We start from the raw sequence: 19,045 nt of genomic DNA, 5'->3' as shown, positions 1-19,045 counted from the left end.
AAGATCCCAACGGAAGTTGGGATTTTTTTTTGTGTCATGTACTAGACTAATTTAGTCTATTTGACATAAATGCTTTTTTATACACTTTTCATACAGTAGCTATGCCTTTCCTGTGGCTTTAAATTAGATTGTAATAGCTTTTGTTGCTGTGTTTAGCTTTACTATTCCTTTATTCGCAAAAGGAGTTCTTTGTGGAGTTGCTAATTTGTTTAAAACCGCAACGGCAATATCTTTAAAAAACTCATATTTATTTTTATAAATTCTAATTTTCATAAAGTGTTATTACAAAAACATATTTATTTTTTCAAATTAATTAGAGAGTGTAGTTAGTTGCAACCAAAACTCTTCAATTTTGAGTATTGTGGTTAAAAATTCACTGATTTCTAGCGGTTTTTTTATGTAGCTGTTGCAGTAGTTTTCGTAAGCTTCATCTATGTCTTTTTGACTGGATGATGTGGTGAGCATAATAACTGGGATTTTTTTAAGAATTGAATCGGACTTAATCTGTTTCAACACCTCATGTCCATTAAATATTGGGATGTTTATATCCAAAAGGATAAGATCTGGTTTTTTTGACATGGAAAATTGGCCTCTTTTAAACAAAAAATCAAGTGCTTCCTGTCCGTTTTTTGCGATGCTGATTTGTATTTTTACTTTACATTCTTCAAAAGCTTCTTTTGTGAGTATAATATCCCCTTCATTGTCTTCGACTAAGAGGATGTGCATGAGTTCTATTTTTTTATTGTTCAAGTTACGTAGTTTTAGGGATTGTAAAATAAAATGTAGTGCCTTCACCAACAGTAGAGTCTAGCCAAATTTGTCCTCCTAAAAATTCAACTTGTCTTTTGGCAATAGAAAGTCCTATTCCTGTGCCGGGATAGTCATCCTTGTTATGCAATCTTTGAAAAATAATGAATATTTTAGAAAAGAATTGAGGGTTAATTCCAATCCCATTGTCTTTTATAGAAAATTTCCATTCTTTTTTATTTTCTGCCACGACAATATCAACTATTGGAGGGGTATCCTCTTTTGCATACTTGAGTGCATTGTCTAACAAACAATGCAATATCTGGGTAATAGCTGCTTTATAAGTGTTTAGTGTTGGTAGTTCCTTTGATGTAATTATAGCTTTTTTTTCTAAAATGAGTTTTCTTCGTAACTGCTTAAATTCAGATAAGACCTCGCTCATTTCCACTTCTTCTTTTCCATCTGTAGATTTTCCTGCTCTGGAATAGTCTAACAAATCGAGAATAATTTGTTTCATCCTTTTGGCACCATCCGTAGCAAAATGAATGTACTGGTGTCCTTTTTCATCAATCACATCTCCATATTTTCGTTTCAATAATTCCATGAAGCTAGAAACCATTCGCAGCGGTTCTTGTAAATCATGTGAAGCAACAAAAGCAAATTGTTCTAATTCTTGATTGGAGCGTTGCAGTTCAAAAGTATGTTGTTGAAGTAACTGATTAAGTTCGCTTAATTGAACGGTCATCTGTTTTTGCTCAGATATATCAGTCATAGCACCAACCACACGTATTGCTTTTGCTTGCTTGTTTCTGATTATTATTGCTCGGTCTATAACATAAATCGTTTTCCCTTGTTTATTAATTACTCGGTATTCCAATTCCCAACGTGTAGTTGCGGGGTTTTCAATTGCCTCAAAAAAACTGTCCTTAATTTTAATAAGGTCTTCGGAATGAAAATGTTCTGTGCTCCATAAATCGGTATCAGGAAATACTCCCGAATATTTTTTTCCAAAAAACCGTTTAATCGCTTTGGAGCGATAATAGGTTTTGTTCTCTATGTCCCAATCCCAAATAACATCATTTGTCGCTTCGGTGACTTTTTCAAAACGTTCGTTGGATTGGAGGATGCTTTCTTCCGCCTTTTTGCGTTCTGTAACATCCTGACAAATGCCTAGTGCTAACATTGGCTCGCCATTATCGTTATAAGTTATTTTCCAGCGTTCTTCTACCACTTTAACCACTCCGTCTGCTGTTACTATGCGGTGTTCAATCAGGTTTTGAGAATGATTAGTAGACTTTGTTGAATCTGCGAAAGCTTTATCTACACTATCTCTATCAAGTGGATGAACAAGATTCAAGAATTTCTCATGAGTAGGTTCAAAACTTTTTATATCCGTTCCAAAAATACGGTAGGTTTCATCAGACCAAGTTAACTTTAAGTCAGACAAATTTGTTTCCCAGCTTCCTATTTTGGCGACCTGCTGTGCGTTTGTAAGATGGAGTTGTTGCAATTGTAACTCAAGCGCAAGTAGGCGGTATTTTTGTTCGCTATGAACCAGTTTTTCTTCAGCTATTTTACGTTCTGTAATATCCCTTGTTACTCCCAATAATGAAATAATTTTGCCCTGCTCATTTTTCAACGGAACAGCATGAGTCTCTAGCCAGCGTCGCGTTCCTTTGAATCCTTCTATTTCAAATACAAGTTTTCCAGGTTCGTCATTAAAAACTTTTTTTGTAAGTTCTGAAAACGCTGCTCGATGTTCGGGTAAAAGAATTCCAAGAACAGATTTGCCTATAACCTGTTTTTTAGTATCTGCCCCAATCATGGCTAAGCCAGCAGGGTTCATCATCAATACTTCGCCAGTTGAATCTAATAATTTTATACATTCTGGTTCCGCTTCTAAAATGGTACGAAACCTGTTTTCGCTTTCCGCCAATCTGTTCTCCGCTTCTTTTCGTTCATGGATATCTTGAAAACTGCCGTAAATGCGCTTGCAATGCCCCTCTACAATTTCTGCATTGCCAATTACTCTTACCCAACGTTCCTTATTATTTGCGGTTACTAGTACTGCTTCAAAATCAATAGCTTCCCCAGTAGTGCTACTTTTTTCAATCATGGCATTAATCATAGGCCGGAAATCGTCTCGGTAAAACTTTAGGCTTTCCGCTAAATCAGGAAAGAACGATTTAGGGTCTGTTTCGTGCAGCTGGTGTGTAATTTCAGACCAATAGTTCGTTGCGTTGATTAAATCCACTTCCCAGCTTCCAATTTTGGCCAAAGCCCCGGCTTGCTTGTTTAGCTCGCGGAGTTTCTTTTCTTCTGTTATATTTTTGGCGGTGGCATAGATTAGACCCTCTTCAAAAGAGGGATTACAATACCAACTCAGCCAGATGATTTCACCATCTTTAGTGAGGTAGCGATTCTCAAATTGGGAGGTGTTTTCTCCATGCTGTGATTGCAACACTTCACTAAAAGAAATATTTTTATCATCAGGATGAATAAATTGGTCGAAACTATGGTAAAGGATTTCTTCTTCGGTATAACGAAGTAATTTACAACCAGCATTGTTAATCTTCAAAAACCTGCCTTCAAAATCTAATAGGCAAAGGATATCCGGAATTGTATCGAACAACTGAGTCAAGTCATTTTCAAGCTTTTTCCGGTTGAATTCAGAACCGATAAATCCTTCAATATTTTTAAATAGTTGCGTGTAATTGTTCAAATAATTGCCACTTTGCTTTGTCCCAATCTTTAGAACGCCTATTACATCGCCATCGGAAATTATTGGTATGCCAAGTACAGCTATTAAACCTATTTTTTTTGCCGCATTTTTTCTGACAAAATCATTGTAATTTTGAATGTCAGGACACAGGATCTGTTCCTGTTGAGCCCAAACTTTGCCCGCTAATCCCTCATCTATCGGAATTGTAGTAAGATCGCTGCTGTAGTCATAAAATTTTTCATCTTCAGGAGCAGCTACATACTGGCTAAACAATTGCATATGGCTTTTTTCAAGATTTGGAATCCATACCTCAACCCAATCAAATTTTCCGAATTCACTGATTGATTTACACAGCTTTTTTGAAGCATTAATTAGCTCATTTTCTTCATTAAAGTTTATACTGATTAGAGCCAGCAATTCATTTTCTAATTCTTTATTTTTTTGTTCTGTCACATCCCGCTCAATTGATATCCAGTGAGTGTAACAGCCTTTTTCATCTGCAACGGGAGTCAGCTTAAAGTTAATCCAGAATTCCTCGCCACTTTTTTTATAATTGATGGTGGTTAATTCGCAAGTCTCCCAGTTCCTCATTTTGCGGCCAAGCGCTGCTAATTCTTCTTTGTTAGAATTTGGTCCTTGCAGTATTCGCGGTGTTTTACCGATGACCTCTTCTGCCGAATAACCAGTCAATTTTGTAAAAGCCTCATTAACATAGATGATTTTATTACCCGGTTCTTCAAACGGTTCTGCTTCGGTAATTAAAATAGCGTCAGTAGTATTGGTAATAACCCTCTCGAGCAATTTTAGCTTATGCTGTTCCTCAATTTTTTCAGTAATGTCTCTTGAATTGGCGACGATACCATTCACTGCAGGATTACCCAGCATATTTGTTAGTACAGTTTCCATCCATCGCCATTCTTTTTTATGATTTTGAAAACGAAAAGTGTCCACCACGACTTTATTTTCAGTAACTATTTTTTGTATACTAGCTAAAACTTTTTCTACATCATCGGGATGGATGAATTCAAATGGACTTCTTCCAATAAATTCTTCGGGTTTCATCCCCAGAACAGAAATACTTGTTGGACTGACATACATATAATTACCGTCTGCGTCTAATATTGCTATGAGGTCAGACCCCTCTTGAACCAAGGCTTTAAAACGTTGCTCGCTTCGTTGTACTATTTCGTCCTGTTCAATTTTTTCCTTGTAATCTTTCGCTACAGCATACCTTAATTTTGTGTTAGCATCCCACCTTGCCGACCATAGATTATAGGCAATGCTACCATCTTTTTTCTTATATCTATTTACAAACGAATTAATTTCTTGGCCGCTATTAATAGCATCAATTATTTCGTTCGTTTTTGGTTTATCCGCTTCAAAGAGCAAATCCCTGAAAGAAGTGCCAATAAGCTCCTCGGGAGTATATCCCCAATGACTAAAAGAAGCTGCACTCACATACACAAAACTGCCTTGTTCATCAACAGTTCAAAAAACATCTAAAGGAGAATCGATTAATTGGTTGGCTTCAGATCTTTGTTTTACTATTTGTGTAATATCTTTTGATTGGCAAGCTACTGCAAAAAGCTTATTATCGTCATCGATTAACGGAGTAAAAGTAACCTGGCTATGTTGAATTTCATTGGATTGCGGATGAAAGAACTTAGTTTCTATTTCAATATACTCACCTGTAAATGCACTGCTATAATACGACTTCCATTTTTCTATCGAACCATCACCAAATCCTTCGACCAAGACCGAGTCGTTTAACTTCTTTTCCACCCCAGTGATTTCTTTCATTAAGGTGAGGTAAGTTTTATTGGCATAAACCAATTGGAAGTCAAGATTAACCATCCAAAAAAGATCTTTGCTTTGATCAAGTAAAATATTTGTCAACTGAGAATGGTTCATGTTTGGGTTTGTATTGTAACTAATACTTTTGGGTTTATTATATTTCTATGATAAACTTAATCTTATCAGCGTGGGAAAGGATTTAATAGCGTTTGTAAGTGCAAATTTAATAAATAATTGCGAATGCATGATGAATTACTACCGATAGCTATTTATTTGAATAGTAATTTTGTTACGGATTCTTTATTTTTAGCTAGATCGCATTGCAAGATTCGATTTAAACTTTCGATTCCATTGCTAATAAAACGTATCATTTAAATAATTACTACCACGTAGTTTTTGTTATGACACTGGTAAATAAATAGTAAATATTGTACCAATGCCCAACTTGCTTTCTGCTACAATAAAACTATCGTGGTTGGTTATATTTTTTTTAACAATAGAAAGACGTATTCCTGTTCCTGAATATTCTATTCTACCATTTAAACGCTTGAAAGGTTCAAAGATTTTTGTAGTGTATTTTTCCTCAAAACCAGCTCCGTTGTCTGTACTTTTTATGGGGTACTATTTTTGTTTTTTGTATGGTGCTAGATGACTGATTTCATTTCCATCAATACGCACCGAATTTATTGTAATCTTCGTTCAGAGAAAAAGACTACCCCTGACAGATTTTAAAGCCTGTCAGGGGTAGTATAAATGAACTCTACAACTCTTCTATTGAATAATCTTTTTTGAAATGATTTGATTATCGATAGTTTTTACTTGAACCACTAAGAGTCCGTTTGTAACTATGGTATTAAATTTGAATTCTGTCAAATTGATAGCTTCTTTATGCAATAATAGACGACCCGCGCTGTCAAATACAGTAACTCCAGACATAGGAACAACTCCCGTATTGATCACGATTTGCTGTTGCTCTTTATAAATCAAGATAGCATCGGCATTTAAAACATCATGATTGACTCCTAAAGTGGAATTGTTGTAACGTAGTACAAAACGCGTATCAAATGTTCCTGCCAGGGTTGAAAAAGAATAAGGAGAGTCTCTCAGGTTGTGAAAAACTTGCAATAAAGTGTCTTCCAGATAGACTGCCTGCTGCGTAAACAAACCATCAAAGTGCGATAATGTAATAGTATAGGTTGAAGCAGTATTGGTTTTATATCCTAACGGTACTTCATCATTAGCATTAAAAGGCAAGGCTCTTCCTTGAATAGATAGTTTATTTGTAGTATTTACAGAATAAAAACTTACCGGATTTCCTGCTTCTGCAATTGGACCATCAAAGCCGTCCTCATAATTATTTGTTGCATTGGTTATATACCCCACCAGGATTTCCTTAAACTGACCTTGTTCATTTTTAAAATCAAGCCACAGTCTGTGTTTTTCTGTAGTTGGTGTTGCATTTATATTTTGTCTGTAAAACTGTTCATTGTTTCCGGTAATACGCATTTGATTAGTGAAAGTAGCTACACCTGTAGTAATAGCTTTTACCATAAAGCCCTGTCCAGCTGCAATATTTCCACTGGGAATGTTATTGTTTGCTCCTTCTGCGACCATTATTCCTCCGGTTTTGTTGTAAGCCGCATAATCACTATAAGCATAATTATTATCAGTAATGGGAGTGTTATGCGTCCAGAAATAGAAAGTTGTTCCAAACTCACCCATAGTAGCGGTATTTTCATCCATAAATTCATCAGCACTAATGGCGCTAGGATATGGATTTCCTAATAAATTAAAAGCAGTACTCTCATTGGAATAAACATCAATAGGATAATCTCCATTATTTGGAACACCAGTAAATTCTCCGGTCCAAGATGTTAAAGTCGTAGTAGAAAACGTTTCTGGTCCACGAATAATGTACCCTTTTGCTGGATCCATTATTGATGCTGCTGACAAGTTAGTCCAACCGAAGCTAGGAGTGCCATACGCATTCCACCAATAAAACGTGCTAGGTGAGGTTAAAGGTGAGAATAGGTTCAGTGCTACTGAGGCGACAGGAGATGACCAATACGTATAATCGTATTTACGCATCACAGTATTTCTCTTGTAAGTGATGTTGCCAGAATTTAGGGCATTGCTAATTTGAACCAGACTCGCATTGCTTTCAAAAAGTAACGTTCCGGAAGTTACCTCGACACTGTTTTGAACAGTCAGGGTATGGTTGGTATTAATTATGACCTGTGCATCGTTGACAATTATTACTTTGCATGCATCAACCGATGCTGTAGATGAATAGTTTCCTGTAAAAACTGCAGTGGTACTAGTATCGGGCAGTTCGTTATCCCAGGCAGTTCCATTCCAACGGGTTACTGTGCCTACTTCCACTTTTGCCGGTTGCATGTCCGGATAGTCTGTATCAAGCACAGGTCGAAACCAGGTTGTTTCAGTTAGGCTTCCTATACTGGCGCCGGTTAGGATTGTTGTGGTATTAGGGATATCAATTGGATCGGTAAAAGAACTGTTTGCGGCCTTTTGCCATTTAATAACTTCAGCAGCAGTACCGCTTAGTACAATATCTGCAGGTTGAATCGAATTGCAGATGATCTGGTTTGGTCCGATTAGTGGGGTTTGGGCATTTGTAATGCCAGCACATGATAAAAATACAATCACCATGTGAAGAAAGTGGAATTTATTATTCATAGTTTATTTTTTTTAGTTATTTGATTTGAAATGATTTGATCTTTTATTTGTTTAACTTTTATCTGTTTGCAATTTCAGTTTGCGTTAGTGTGTGTATCAAATTCAGATTTTATTTTGGATGTTTCCTACTCATTATACTCCCTGGCCGTGTCCTTTATTAGAATTGCTTCTTGTAGGTTGAATTGAGTATGCCACAGTAGGGTTTTAAATGCTAGCGCTGCGGGAAGATCTGATTTACCAAATGAAAAAGTATTCTTTTTTGAGTTATCCACAGTAATAGTAAAATTATACCTGTTGATTTTGAAATAGTTGCTCAAGTTCCAACTATCCGTCGTTGGCCTTTTACTGATTTTTATTTCAGTGATTGCAGGGATAAGAATCGTTTCGGTATTTAATTTGTAAAGTATTAAATGGTTGGTTTTTATAATTCCATATCTGGTAAAAATCATGTGATTATGTTTTTTAAATGGTTGCTATTATTTTGACAGTTTTTGTTTTATTAAAGTTTTTGATAGTTTATAATTAAAGGGGAAATATACCTAAATTGACGACCTATTCCAGGCTATATTCTTTTTCTGTTCAGTAGTGTAAAAATTTTAAACTTCAGGCAGATTTAAAACGGTAAAACTTTTTTAAAACCGTCCCGATGGATTGGGACGGTTTACTGTTTTAAATGTCAAATAAAACAAGGGAACTTAAAAAAGAAACATTCTGGTTGACCCAAAAACCAGAGAGTATGTCTCTAAAGACAAAGCCACTTTTTGGAAACAACACTGCCTTCCAAAGTGATAGCTTTTATAATTACATACTGATTGTTTAAAGAAACTGTAGTAATAGTAGTCAGACTTGCATTAACCTGACTGTTTTGATATAGCAATTGTCCATTGATTGAATATAGCGCCACACTTTTTAAAAGCGTTACTCCTGCATCGATTACGACATTGTCATTTTTTTGATACACAGCAAGATTAGATGCAGTAAAAATGTTTTGATTATTTCCCAAAACATTCGAAGGTTGGGCATAGATAAGTTCAAAACGATTATTGTTTATACCAATAGGAGCAGTAAAAGTATAGCTACTGATTTTTAAGTCGTTATATGTATTTGTAACTGTATCATGAATGTATATAGGAAGGTTCGAATTGTTAAAAAAACCATCCATGTGGTCAATGGCAAAAGTATAATTTCCGGCATAGGATGCACTAAAGCTTAATGGTACCGCATTAGTTGCTGAAAAAGGTAATCCTTTGAACTGAATGGCATAACGTACACCATCAATTAGAGTAGCCAATGCTACAGCACCATTGTTCATATAAGCGCCATCCAAGCCATTATCCACTCCGTCAGTAGCGCCATCACGATACCCCATTAGGGTTTGTGAAAAAGCACCGTTTGTATCGGTTACATTTATCCAAACTCGATTGGTTTCTACCAGAAGTTCTGATTTGGAGTTTGTGTCTAAAATTGCAGCTTGTGTTTGAAAGCCAAAAAAAGTTATCACAATTGTTACTGAATTAATGTAATTTTTAAGAAAGCCGAGCAGATTTAGGGTACTTTTTTTCATGTTAAAAAATTTAGTTGTTAATACTTCTTTTGACTAAAATTGGGGGCTATAATCTGATACAAATATATTTACATGATTATCGGCTAGTGCAAAAATTCGACGACTGTATTTTGTCTGTGGCTGAAAGGTCAAAATCTATAGACGAACGTGATTTTTTATCGATGTTCTGCTTTTTTTAATGGATTGGTATGATAAATAGTTACGCGGTAGTAACAAAATACCCTGCCAAAAACTGGCAGGGTAGCGAAGGCATTTAGGTGCGTTTTAAAATAAGTAATCCTCTATAACAGATTAAGTCTGGCCATTAATTCATTTCTATTTCCGCGACTCACAGGAACCACATCTTTACCTATTAGTACACTATTGTCTTTTATATCAATAATCTTTTTGGTATTGATAATATAAGAACGGTGTACTTTCAGGAACAAACTGGGAGGAAGTTTAGCTTCTATTTTTGTAAGTGAAGTATGTACCGTGTAGGTAGTAGTATCTGTTTTTATAATAATATAATCACCATTCGCTTTTACTAAACTTACAGACGGGATTTCAATTTTTATTAAGCGGTTTCCAATATTGATATAAAATTCGTTTGTTTCATCGTCAGTACTGATTTTTACTTTAGTTTTTGAAGGTGCTGCATTTAACAGATGGTAGGTGTTTAGTTTTTCTATTGCTTTATTAAAACGTTCCTCAGAAATCGGTTTTACCAAATAATCTACGATACAATCAAATTCAAAAGCTTCGAAAGCAAAGTTTTTATCTGAAGTTACCAATATAATTTTAGGCGGACTTTTTAAGGTTTTAATAAAGTCAAATCCTGTGAAATCAGGCATGTGAATGTCTAGAAAGATAAGATCTACCTGGTTTTCATTTAAATATTTGATGGCTTGTATGGCGTTAGGAAATTCGTTTACTATTTTAATTTTAGTTTGTGAAGTAACAAACTGCGCTACGATAGCTCTTGCCATCATTTCATCATCAATAATTATACAATTCATAAGCCCTTATCTTATAGTTCATTAACAAAATTCTGCATTAAAGTTAAGGTATTTTCAAACTTTTTTTGTAGATTTTTTTTGTTTTTTTTTAGTTCGTCTTCATATTTTTCGGCAGTATAGTAACTTTCTTCAAGTCCTAATATACCTATTTTGTGTTTTAATTTATGAACACAAGAGGCTGCTTGTTTCGTTTTTTTTAAATGCATGCATGCAAAATAGGCATCTATTTCTAAGGGCAGTTCATATTGCAGTATACTAATAAGTTTTAGTTGAATGGCTTCATCATCACCCGAAAGTTTTAGGATATAGTCAAGGTTAGGTTGTTCCATGTTTTTTTGGAAGTTTTATAAAGAATGTTGTTCCTATTCCTAATTCGCTTTCAATCCATATTTTTCCATTGTAATTGTTCACGATTCTTTTTACTATCGACAGCCCAATACCAGTTGATTTTTCTTTTTCTATAAACGATTCAAATATTTTGAATATTTTGTTATGGTACTTCGTGTCAATTCCAGGGCCATTATCAGCTACATAAAAAGTGTAGTTGTTGTCATCCTCATTGCAGCCTATAGTTACGATTCCTTTTTCTTTATCGTTATAATTTACAGCGTTACTTATGAGATTTTGAAACAATTGTTGCATTCTAAATTTGTCGGCTTTTTTTGTTGGAAGTTCATTCGCTATTGTAACACTAACGTTTGGCGGAATATCAATAATCCTTATGATATTCTTTACAATGTCGTTAAGGTTAATAAGCTCGTTTGAGAGTTTGGTTGAATCTATTTTTGAATAGGTTAATATTCCCTGAATCAAATAGTCCATTTTTTCGACCTTATCTTCAATCATTTCCAAATATTGTTTGGTCTGAACATTAAATTCTTTATCGTTGTCTTCTTTTATCCATGTAATCAAAGTGTATATGCTTCGCAATGGCGATTTCAAATCGTGTGACACCATTTGGGCATATTCATTTAGATTTTCATTTTGTTTTTCTAATTTATTTAGTAAATGTTCTTTTTGCCGTTCATTTTTCTTTTGTTCGGTAATGTCTAAATGAATACCAATTGAACCAGTGATTTCTCCATTTACATTATAATTAGGTGCGCCACTGATTAACCAATATTTTTCATCTCCTTTTTTGGTCGTGATGCTCATTTGATAAGAATCAGAAATGTTATTTTTTCTGATATTTATTTTTTCGTTCATGACCTGTTTGTTCTTATTTTTTAAAAATAAATCCGAAGCTTTCCGACCGATTAATTCTTTAATTTCGTAACCGCTCATATCAAGAAATGACTGATTGGCCAGTTGAATTTGATCACTATTATCAACCTCAAGTAGTCCCATGTTCATGTTGGCGATGATATTGCTGTATTTTTCCCTTTCGGTTTCTAAGATTTCTTTGTGTTTTTTCTTGATGGTTATATCTTCATAATTCCAGAGATGGCCATCATATTTTTCACCATTTATTATAGGTATAAAACTTCTTTCAAATATACGACCATCAGCAATACTAATTTCTTCGGCGATGACTATATCCTTTTTTTCCAGTATTTCAGAGATTCTTTTTAAAAAGGTATCGGGTTCTGCGAAAAAATCTTTGGTTGCGTCAGCCATCAAGTTGCAATCAAAACCTTTCATCAATTCAGGCTCCACTTCAATATCAAATAATTCACAGAACTTTTTATTTACAAATACAATTTTTCGTGCCTCATCTTCAAGTAATATTCCTGATTGTAAATTGGCTATGATGGAATTAAGTCGGTTTTCAGATTCTATTAATTGTTGATTGAATTCTTTCTCAAAAGTGATGTCTTCCTGAGTGGCAAAAAATTTAATGACTTCGCCATATTTATTGTGAAGTGCTTGTCCTTGTATGCGAACCCAGTATTTTTCTTTTGATTTGGTATAGTTGATAATTTCACAGCTAAACGGAATGCCATTTTTGATTTGATTTCTCAGAAAGGCAATGGTAGTTGGATCACTTTCTGGACCTTGAAGTAAATTTCCGGGCTTTTTACCAATAAGTTCTGATAAAGAATAGCCTGTCATTTCCAAAAAGCTTGAATTTACCCATTCGGTTTCTCCTTTTTCATTGGTAATTATAACCGAATTAGTATTTTTTTCTGCTATAGATGACAAAAGTAATAGTTGTTGCTCCCTTTCTTTTTCAAACGTAATATCTTCAATAATTGCAAAATACTGGCTCACAAAACCTGCATCGTCCATAATGGGCTGGCCCGTGATTTTGGCCTGAAATGGATCTCCTTTTTTCTTTAAATGGATGTATTCTACCTCAAAACCTGAACCATTATAAAAGGCTTCCAGCATTTTAAAAACCTCTTCTTTATTGGTTTGTTTTCCGCAACCAACCTCTGTCAGCGTTTTTCCTATAATTTCCTTTTGTCCAAGTCCTGTTAAATTCATAAAGGATTCGTTGCACCAAAAAATTTCACCTTGAGGATGGGTAAAAACTACTCCGTCTTTATTGGCGCTTGCCACCAGTGACAGTTTATCTAGTTCTTCCTTGTCATCTTTCAGTTTTTTTCTTTGGAATTCAGTTGTGACAATGAGTTCTTTTAACTCTTTATTAGTGGTTTCCTGATTCTTTAAAACCTGAAGTATGTCAATTAATGGGTCGTGATGTGCAAAATCTTTAGCGGTTAATTGACTTTTATCCACTTCCTGCATTGACATGAACCAAGGAGACCCTACGAAAAGAAATCCGTTTTCGTGGGGTTCAAATTGTCCTCTGAGCGTTACTATATTTTTTCCTTTTGAAGTAAAAACAACCAGTTGATTTAGAAGTGCCTTGAAATTTTGTGGTTTTATATTATTTTTAAAAGGCCTTACAATGGTGAAGTGTTTAGTAAAAGGCTCTTCCGCAGTAAGCTCCGGCTTCATTTTAGAGATACTCTCCCCAAAACTTTTGATGATGAGATGCTCATCAATTAAAAGATAAAAAGGGAAAATACTATTTAAGGTTGAACCTTTTAAAGTAAACTGTAATTCAGGCATATCCTTTATTCTGATATTAACTCGTTACAACCCCAATAATCGAAAATCTTTTGAATTTTAGATACATAATCTTCATATTTCAATGGTTTCAAAATATAACCTGCAATACCAATCTCGTAACATTGTTTAAGGTCTTTGTGATTACTTGATGTAGTTAGAATTATGGTTGGAATGTATTTAAAAGTTTTATCGTTTTTTAGAAAAATAAGGAACTCTATGCCATTCATTTTTGGCATGTTCAAATCTAGGATAATGATGTCAGGAAGGTTTGAACGATCTTTTAAAAGTTCCATGGCTACCTCGCCGTTGTGTGCTTCCACAATGCGATGATTGAATCCCAGAGTCTTTATTACTCTATTAAATTTCATGACTTCAATAGTATCGTCTTCAATAAAAAGTATTTTCAATGATTCCAACATGTTTCTGAAAATTATAATTACAAAAATATTTTAACAGTTTTTCTTTTCTCTATAATTTCGTTCGTTGACCATATACTATAGTCAAATGGCATTAAAGTATAGATAGGTACTAGTTTTTAATAGACGAAAGATATGGAAATAAGCCTATTGTAATGGTTTTTTATGTTCAATTTGCAGTTTTATTTCTTCTGCTTTGTTTGATATATCCCTAATAATGGTATCTAATTCTGCTGCGGAATTCAATAAATAGCCAAATAATTTTTCATTATCAGAACCCGCATTAAAGCCTTCATTTTTAATAAGATCTATAAGTCCTACGATTTTGGCTAATGGAGCTCTAACCACATGCGATTGTATCCAGGCAATTTCCTTTAGTTTTTCGTTTTGTTTTTCGATAGCTTCGATATAGGCAAAGCGTTCAGTGACATCGTTAGCCAAAATAATTCTGCCTATAGTATTCTGGAATGGCAGCGTGTTACTTTGAATGTCAACATGGATGATATCACCATTCTTCTTTTTATGTCTATAGGTTCCTGAAAAGAATGTTGGTTTATTTTCATTTAAAATTTGAACTCGTTCTAACATTAAAGGAATATCTTCTTTTGGTCTGATATCGCCAATTGTCATCCCTAAAAATTCCTGTAAGCTGTAACCATAATGCTTTTCAGCAGCCATATTGACATCTAGGAAACGCATTGTCTCAGTATCATATACCCACATTGGTATTGGACTTAGATGAAATAAATCGCTATAGCGTTTTTCAGAAATTTCTAATTGAATTTGCGACTTTTTTCTTTCTATATTATAAAGGATGCTTTTGTAAAGAGAGGCAGGATCTAATTCGTCTTTTATTAAATAATCGGACGCTCCTAAAGAAAGCGATTTTATTCCAAATAGTATATCAGAGTAACCGGTAAGTATAATCAACGGAATATCGGAACAAAGCGGAATAATGTCATTAATAAGTGCTTCTCCGCTTTTGTCTGGTAAGGTCAGGTCTAATAATACTATGTCACTTTTACGTTCTGAATTTATTAAATATTCTTTAGCCTCCTTAAAACTCTTGGTCCATGCAATTTTAGGAGACATTAATCTTTCTTCAAGATAATCCTGAATAAGCGTAAAATCGCCGATATTGTCTTCAATGACTAGTATATGATAATTTATTTTGTCTATGTGGTTTTTCATAATTACAGCCTTGGAAGATGAACAATACTAATCCAAAAGTTTTCTATTTTAGCCACAGCGTCTATAAAGTCATTAACCTCTAAAGGTTTTGAAATAAAACAGTTCGCATAATTTTTATACGACATCATAATATCCTTTTCAGAAGAGGAAGTGGTCAGCATAATTATGGGAATATGTTTAAATTTATCATTTGATTTGATGTATTGCAATACTTCGTGACCGTTCTTTTTGGGAAGGTTAATATCTAACAATATAAGATTTGGTAATTCAGCATCTTTATGCTCGTTTTTCTTATTTAAAAAATCAATCGCCTGATTTCCGTCTTTTACAACACTAATCTTATTGATTATTTTTTTTTCTTCTAAAACATCTGTGGTAAGAAGTATATCTCCCTCATTGTCTTCTACTAATAAAATGTGAATTGAGTTCATAATCTTTTTGTTTGTTTCTTAGGAATTGTAAAATGGAAAGCAGTGCCGACGCCTTCTTCAGATTCCAGCCAAATCTGGCCACCTAAATTATCAATGATTTTCTTTGTTATTGCTAATCCCATTCCCGTTCCGGAATATTCGTCTTTATTGTGCAGTCGTTGAAATATGATGAAAATTTTTTCGAAATACTCTGAATTGATTCCAATGCCATTATCTTGAATAACAAATTTCCATGAAAGTGGTGTTTCTTCACTGGTAATTTTAATTACGGGAGCTGAATCTGATTTGGAATATTTTAAACTATTACTGATGATGTTTTGGAAAATTTGTTTTACCGGCGATGAGTAGCATTTTATTATGGGCAGGTTTTTACAAACAATTTTGGCTTTCTTTTCTTCTATTTGTTTTCTATAGAGTAAAACAACCTCGTGTACAATTTCATTTAAATTGATTTCTTCTAATTTGCTTTCAATTTTACCAATTCTTGAAAACTCTAATAAATCTAAAATAATTTGGCGCATTCTTTTAGCTCCATCTACGGCAAAAAAGATATATTTCTTTCCTTTTTCATCTAAAATAGCTTCATATTTTTTTTCAATTTGTGTTAGGAAACCGGTAACCATTCTAAGGGGTTCCTGCAAATCATGTGAAGCTATATAAGCAAACCGCTCTAGTTCCTCATTAGAAATAGCCAACTCTTTTAAACGGGTTTCTAAGGTTCTGTTTGTTTTTTTTAACTGATTCTCCATATGCTTTCTTTGATTAATATTCTTGAAATAAACGGTTAATCCCATACTGGACGGAAAGCCATTTACTTCAAACCAATTCTTACTAATCTTTGAAAAGATTTCTAAACGAACAGGTTTATTTTCATTTTTAGCCTTATGAAATTGGTAATACATTTTTTTTGAAATTTTTCCTTCATATACATCCCATATATTCATGCCCTCCATTTCATATTGATTTTTGCCAGAAATTCCTTCAACTACATGGTTCCAATACATCACATTCCAATTGTTATCCAAAGTATAAAACCCATCTTGAATACTATCCAGAGTATGTGCTAATTTTTGGCTTACTTCGGATAGGTTTTGTTCCTGTATTTTGCTTTCGGTGACGTCACGTTCTATAGATACCCAATGCGTATGCTCTCCTTTGTTATTGAATACAGGGTTTACTACTAAATTTACCCAAAACTCTTGTCCGTCTTTTTTATAGTTTAATATTGTTATGTTTGTGGTTTTTAACTCATCAAGCGCTTTATAAAACAGTTCCAATTCCTTGGGGTCCGTATTGGGTCCATGTAATAATTTGTGTGTTTTGCCTATTATTTCACTTTTAGCATACCCACTCATTTTTGTGAAAGCATCGTTAACATAAAGTATTTTTCTGCCCAATTCACGTGAGGGATTTGCTTCTTTTATTACTACAGCATCGGTGGTATTGGTAATTACAGTTTCTAAAAGCATTAGACGTAATTCCTCTTCTTTTTGTTTGGTAATGTCCTGCATAGCGCCAACCATTCGCTTGGCTTTTCCAGTGGCGTCTCTTATTACAATTCCTTTGTCATTAACAAAGGCGTAATCTCCATTAGATTTTTTATACCGGTATTCCGCCATCCATTTATTCTCTTTGCCATTTATGATGTTGTAAATAGTTGCTAAAACACTTTCGTTATCATCAGGATGTATATTTGATTTCCAAAAAGCACTGTTATTTTGATGGGCATCGATTTTGTATCCAAATAAACGATCAAAACCTTCTCCGTAATAAATACCATCAGTAATTAAATCCCAATCCCAGACGGCATCTGATGTTGCTTTGGTTACATATTCGTAACGCTCATTACTTTCATGAATTATTTTTTGTGCTTGTACCTGATCCGTCACGTCCATTACAGTAGAAATAATCAGATTTTGTTCAGGAATGGGAATGGAAAGCGCATTCATAATTTTCTGCTCTCCTGTCTGAGTGGTAATGATAAGGTTTTTCGAATTGATCTTATCCTTATCGCCAGTTCTAATATCATTCATGATACTTTCCGATATTTCATTTCGATACCTTTCGTCTGGAAATATCTTAGTTAAATAATCCGGAAATTGACTCATTACTTCAGCAGGCCAACCATTAATTTCCGTTACTTTTGAATTCATCCAAAGTACTTTAAAGTTTTCGTCTACTTTCTGAATAGTTACACCAATTGGTAAATTTTTCAACGCGATTTCAATAAAATCTTGTTTTTCTTTAGCTTCTTTTTTTGCTATTTTTAGGTTGGTAACATCCTTACCCACACCATACACTATTTTTTCTGATTCATCAAATCGAGCCGACCATAACATAGAAACTAAGCGCCCGTCTTTGTGAATCATAGTATTTTCTAGGACTTTGACTGCTATTCCGGAAACTACTTCTTCTTGTGCATCTATTGATTTTGTAAAATCATCTTTATATACAAATTCAGTAAAGTTTTTTCCTTTAAATTCCTCTGGGGTATAGCCCAAAATCAACTCGCAGGCAGCGTTTGTAGTAAGGAAATTACCAAGTTCATCACCCGTACAAATAATATCTAATGATAAATCTAATATTTTTTGAATTGCTCTTTTTGACTCTAATGCATTAAATTCTGCAGTGGTGATATCGGTTGTGTCTTGAATCGTTCCAACTATTTTTTTTGGTTTGCCGTTATTGTCAAATATAAAAACACCTCGAATTGTTATATAAACTATGGATTTGTCTTGGGCTACAAATCGCACATTCATATAAAAATCTTCCTGATTTTTTTGCGCATGCTCAAAAAGAGTATTTCTTCTCTCTATATCATCGGGATGGATAAATTCAAAAATTTTTTCCATTGTTATTTCAAACTCTTGCGGTTGGTAACCAAGGAGCAAATACAGATTGTCTGACCAATGCATTTTTCCTGTAACAAAATCGCGTTCCCATCTCCCGATTTTTGCTATTTCTTCAGTTTGTAGCAGAATTTTAGTCCTTAATTTTTCACTAATTTTGGATTCATTCGAATTTTCATCAATTACTTTTTTTTCAGTTACATTAGTAAAAGAATGAATAATCATCTTTATGTCTCCGCAATCATTCAATAATGGACTGTTCTCTGAATCCCTATACTTAAGTTTATATTTAGAAGTTCCCTTAATAGGAATAGGGTATTTTTGAAGCGCCATTTTATGGCTCTTTTTGGTTTTAATAACCGTATTGAGAGACTGTGTTAAGTTCTTCAAGCTTTCAGCAGTTGGGTCTGACGCGTCGTAAGGAAAGGCTTCAAGAATTCCTTTGCCAATTAAATCTTCACGCATAGAGTTAGTTGAGGCAAGATAAGCAGGATTGACTTCAACTATTGTAAATTTTGGTCCATCAGGAAGCAACACTAAACTAGGCGTTGACGAAATATTAAAAAACTCGATTAAAGATTTTTCACTAATCATAAATAAAATAATGGAATTTAAGTT

15 protein-coding genes and 1 pseudogene are annotated in these 19,045 nt (G+C 34.1%); all 16 read right to left on the bottom strand.

Annotation, left to right across the window (positions count from 1 at the left end; genetic code table 11):
- Positions 1–123: 123 nt before the first annotated feature.
- A complete protein-coding gene (locus PSU83_RS01525; RefSeq protein WP_300585920.1) occupies positions 124–273 on the bottom strand; it encodes a hypothetical protein in 150 nt (49 codons plus the stop codon).
- A gap of 36 nt (positions 274–309) precedes the next feature.
- Positions 310–750 carry a response regulator gene (locus tag PSU83_RS01520; RefSeq protein ID WP_363319838.1) on the bottom strand — a complete coding sequence of 147 codons (441 nt, stop codon included), beginning with the start codon at positions 748–750 and terminating at the stop codon, positions 310–312.
- 1 nt (position 751) lies between these two features.
- Positions 752–3,922 carry a PAS domain S-box protein gene (locus tag PSU83_RS01510; protein ID WP_363319839.1) on the bottom strand — a complete coding sequence of 1,057 codons (3,171 nt, stop codon included), beginning with the start codon at positions 3,920–3,922 and terminating at the stop codon, positions 752–754.
- A pseudogene (locus PSU83_RS14750) lies at positions 3,911–4,942 on the bottom strand (PAS domain S-box protein); the annotation flags it as partial. The gene PSU83_RS01510 and the pseudogene PSU83_RS14750, both read right to left, overlap by 12 nt.
- A gap of 15 nt (positions 4,943–4,957) precedes the next feature.
- Entirely contained in the window at positions 4,958–5,380 is a 423-nt protein-coding gene (locus PSU83_RS01505) for a PAS domain-containing protein (RefSeq protein WP_300585918.1), read from the bottom strand.
- Positions 5,381–5,662: 282 nt separating this feature from the next.
- The gene (locus PSU83_RS01500; RefSeq protein ID WP_300585942.1) at positions 5,663–5,878 is read right to left on the bottom strand and encodes an ATP-binding protein; all 216 of its coding nucleotides are present in this window, start codon (positions 5,876–5,878) and stop codon (positions 5,663–5,665) included.
- A gap of 156 nt (positions 5,879–6,034) precedes the next feature.
- Positions 6,035–7,960, bottom strand: a complete 1,926-nt coding sequence (locus PSU83_RS01495) for a hypothetical protein (RefSeq protein ID WP_300585916.1) — start codon at positions 7,958–7,960, stop codon at positions 6,035–6,037.
- A 125-nt stretch (positions 7,961–8,085) separates the two neighbouring features.
- The gene (locus PSU83_RS01490) at positions 8,086–8,409 is read right to left on the bottom strand and encodes a hypothetical protein (protein WP_300585914.1); all 324 of its coding nucleotides are present in this window, start codon (positions 8,407–8,409) and stop codon (positions 8,086–8,088) included.
- Between the two features lie 293 nt (positions 8,410–8,702).
- Positions 8,703–9,524 (bottom strand): hypothetical protein, encoded by an 822-nt coding sequence (locus tag PSU83_RS01485; RefSeq protein ID WP_300585913.1) that lies wholly within the window; start codon positions 9,522–9,524, stop codon positions 8,703–8,705.
- 281 nt (positions 9,525–9,805) lie between these two features.
- Entirely contained in the window at positions 9,806–10,522 is a 717-nt protein-coding gene (locus tag PSU83_RS01480) for a LytTR family DNA-binding domain-containing protein (RefSeq protein ID WP_300585911.1), read from the bottom strand.
- Between the two features lie 11 nt (positions 10,523–10,533).
- Positions 10,534–10,851: an Hpt domain-containing protein gene (locus PSU83_RS01475; protein ID WP_300585909.1), complete on the bottom strand. Its 318-nt coding sequence runs from the start codon at positions 10,849–10,851 to the stop codon at positions 10,534–10,536.
- A complete protein-coding gene (locus PSU83_RS01470) occupies positions 10,838–13,540 on the bottom strand; it encodes a PAS domain-containing protein (RefSeq protein ID WP_300585907.1) in 2,703 nt (900 codons plus the stop codon). Before PSU83_RS01470 ends, PSU83_RS01475 begins: the two co-directional genes overlap by 14 nt.
- A gap of 5 nt (positions 13,541–13,545) precedes the next feature.
- Positions 13,546–13,959 carry a response regulator gene (locus tag PSU83_RS01465; RefSeq protein ID WP_300585905.1) on the bottom strand — a complete coding sequence of 138 codons (414 nt, stop codon included), beginning with the start codon at positions 13,957–13,959 and terminating at the stop codon, positions 13,546–13,548.
- A 144-nt stretch (positions 13,960–14,103) separates the two neighbouring features.
- Positions 14,104–15,147 (bottom strand): PAS domain S-box protein, encoded by a 1,044-nt coding sequence (locus tag PSU83_RS01460; protein WP_300585902.1) that lies wholly within the window; start codon positions 15,145–15,147, stop codon positions 14,104–14,106.
- A 2-nt stretch (positions 15,148–15,149) separates the two neighbouring features.
- Positions 15,150–15,578 (bottom strand): response regulator, encoded by a 429-nt coding sequence (locus PSU83_RS01455; RefSeq protein ID WP_300585900.1) that lies wholly within the window; start codon positions 15,576–15,578, stop codon positions 15,150–15,152.
- The gene (locus PSU83_RS01450; protein WP_300585898.1) at positions 15,575–19,021 is read right to left on the bottom strand and encodes a PAS domain S-box protein; all 3,447 of its coding nucleotides are present in this window, start codon (positions 19,019–19,021) and stop codon (positions 15,575–15,577) included. The genes PSU83_RS01455 and PSU83_RS01450 overlap by 4 nt, the downstream gene beginning before the upstream one ends.
- Between the last annotated feature and the right edge of the window lie 24 nt (positions 19,022–19,045).

Origin of the sequence: Flavobacterium sp., assembly GCF_029945805.1 — a bacterium.
In the GTDB taxonomy this organism is placed as follows: domain Bacteria; phylum Bacteroidota; class Bacteroidia; order Flavobacteriales; family Flavobacteriaceae; genus Flavobacterium.
Note: the sequence above shows the minus strand (reverse complement) of the source record. Positions and strands in the feature narration are given on the sequence as shown.

Bases quoted from the DNA above. Each gene is read 5' to 3' on its own strand.
- PSU83_RS01525 (WP_300585920.1), bottom strand. From the start codon at position 273: ATGAAAATTAGAATTTATAAAAATAAATATGAGTTTTTTAAAGATATT.
- PSU83_RS01495 (WP_300585916.1), bottom strand. From the start codon at position 7,960: ATGAATAATAAATTCCACTTTCTTCACATGGTGATTGTATTTTTATCA.
- PSU83_RS01455 (WP_300585900.1), bottom strand. From the start codon at position 15,578: ATGAACTCAATTCACATTTTATTAGTAGAAGACAATGAGGGAGATATA.
- PSU83_RS01470 (WP_300585907.1), bottom strand. From the start codon at position 13,540: ATGCCTGAATTACAGTTTACTTTAAAAGGTTCAACCTTAAATAGTATT.
- PSU83_RS01450 (WP_300585898.1), bottom strand. From the start codon at position 19,021: ATGATTAGTGAAAAATCTTTAATCGAGTTTTTTAATATTTCGTCAACG.
- PSU83_RS01475 (WP_300585909.1), bottom strand. From the start codon at position 10,851: ATGGAACAACCTAACCTTGACTATATCCTAAAACTTTCGGGTGATGAT.
- PSU83_RS01485 (WP_300585913.1), bottom strand. From the start codon at position 9,524: ATGAAAAAAAGTACCCTAAATCTGCTCGGCTTTCTTAAAAATTACATT.
- PSU83_RS01490 (WP_300585914.1), bottom strand. From the start codon at position 8,409: ATGATTTTTACCAGATATGGAATTATAAAAACCAACCATTTAATACTT.
- PSU83_RS01505 (WP_300585918.1), bottom strand. From the start codon at position 5,380: ATGAACCATTCTCAGTTGACAAATATTTTACTTGATCAAAGCAAAGAT.
- PSU83_RS01465 (WP_300585905.1), bottom strand. From the start codon at position 13,959: ATGTTGGAATCATTGAAAATACTTTTTATTGAAGACGATACTATTGAA.
- PSU83_RS01480 (WP_300585911.1), bottom strand. From the start codon at position 10,522: ATGAATTGTATAATTATTGATGATGAAATGATGGCAAGAGCTATCGTA.
- PSU83_RS01460 (WP_300585902.1), bottom strand. From the start codon at position 15,147: ATGAAAAACCACATAGACAAAATAAATTATCATATACTAGTCATTGAA.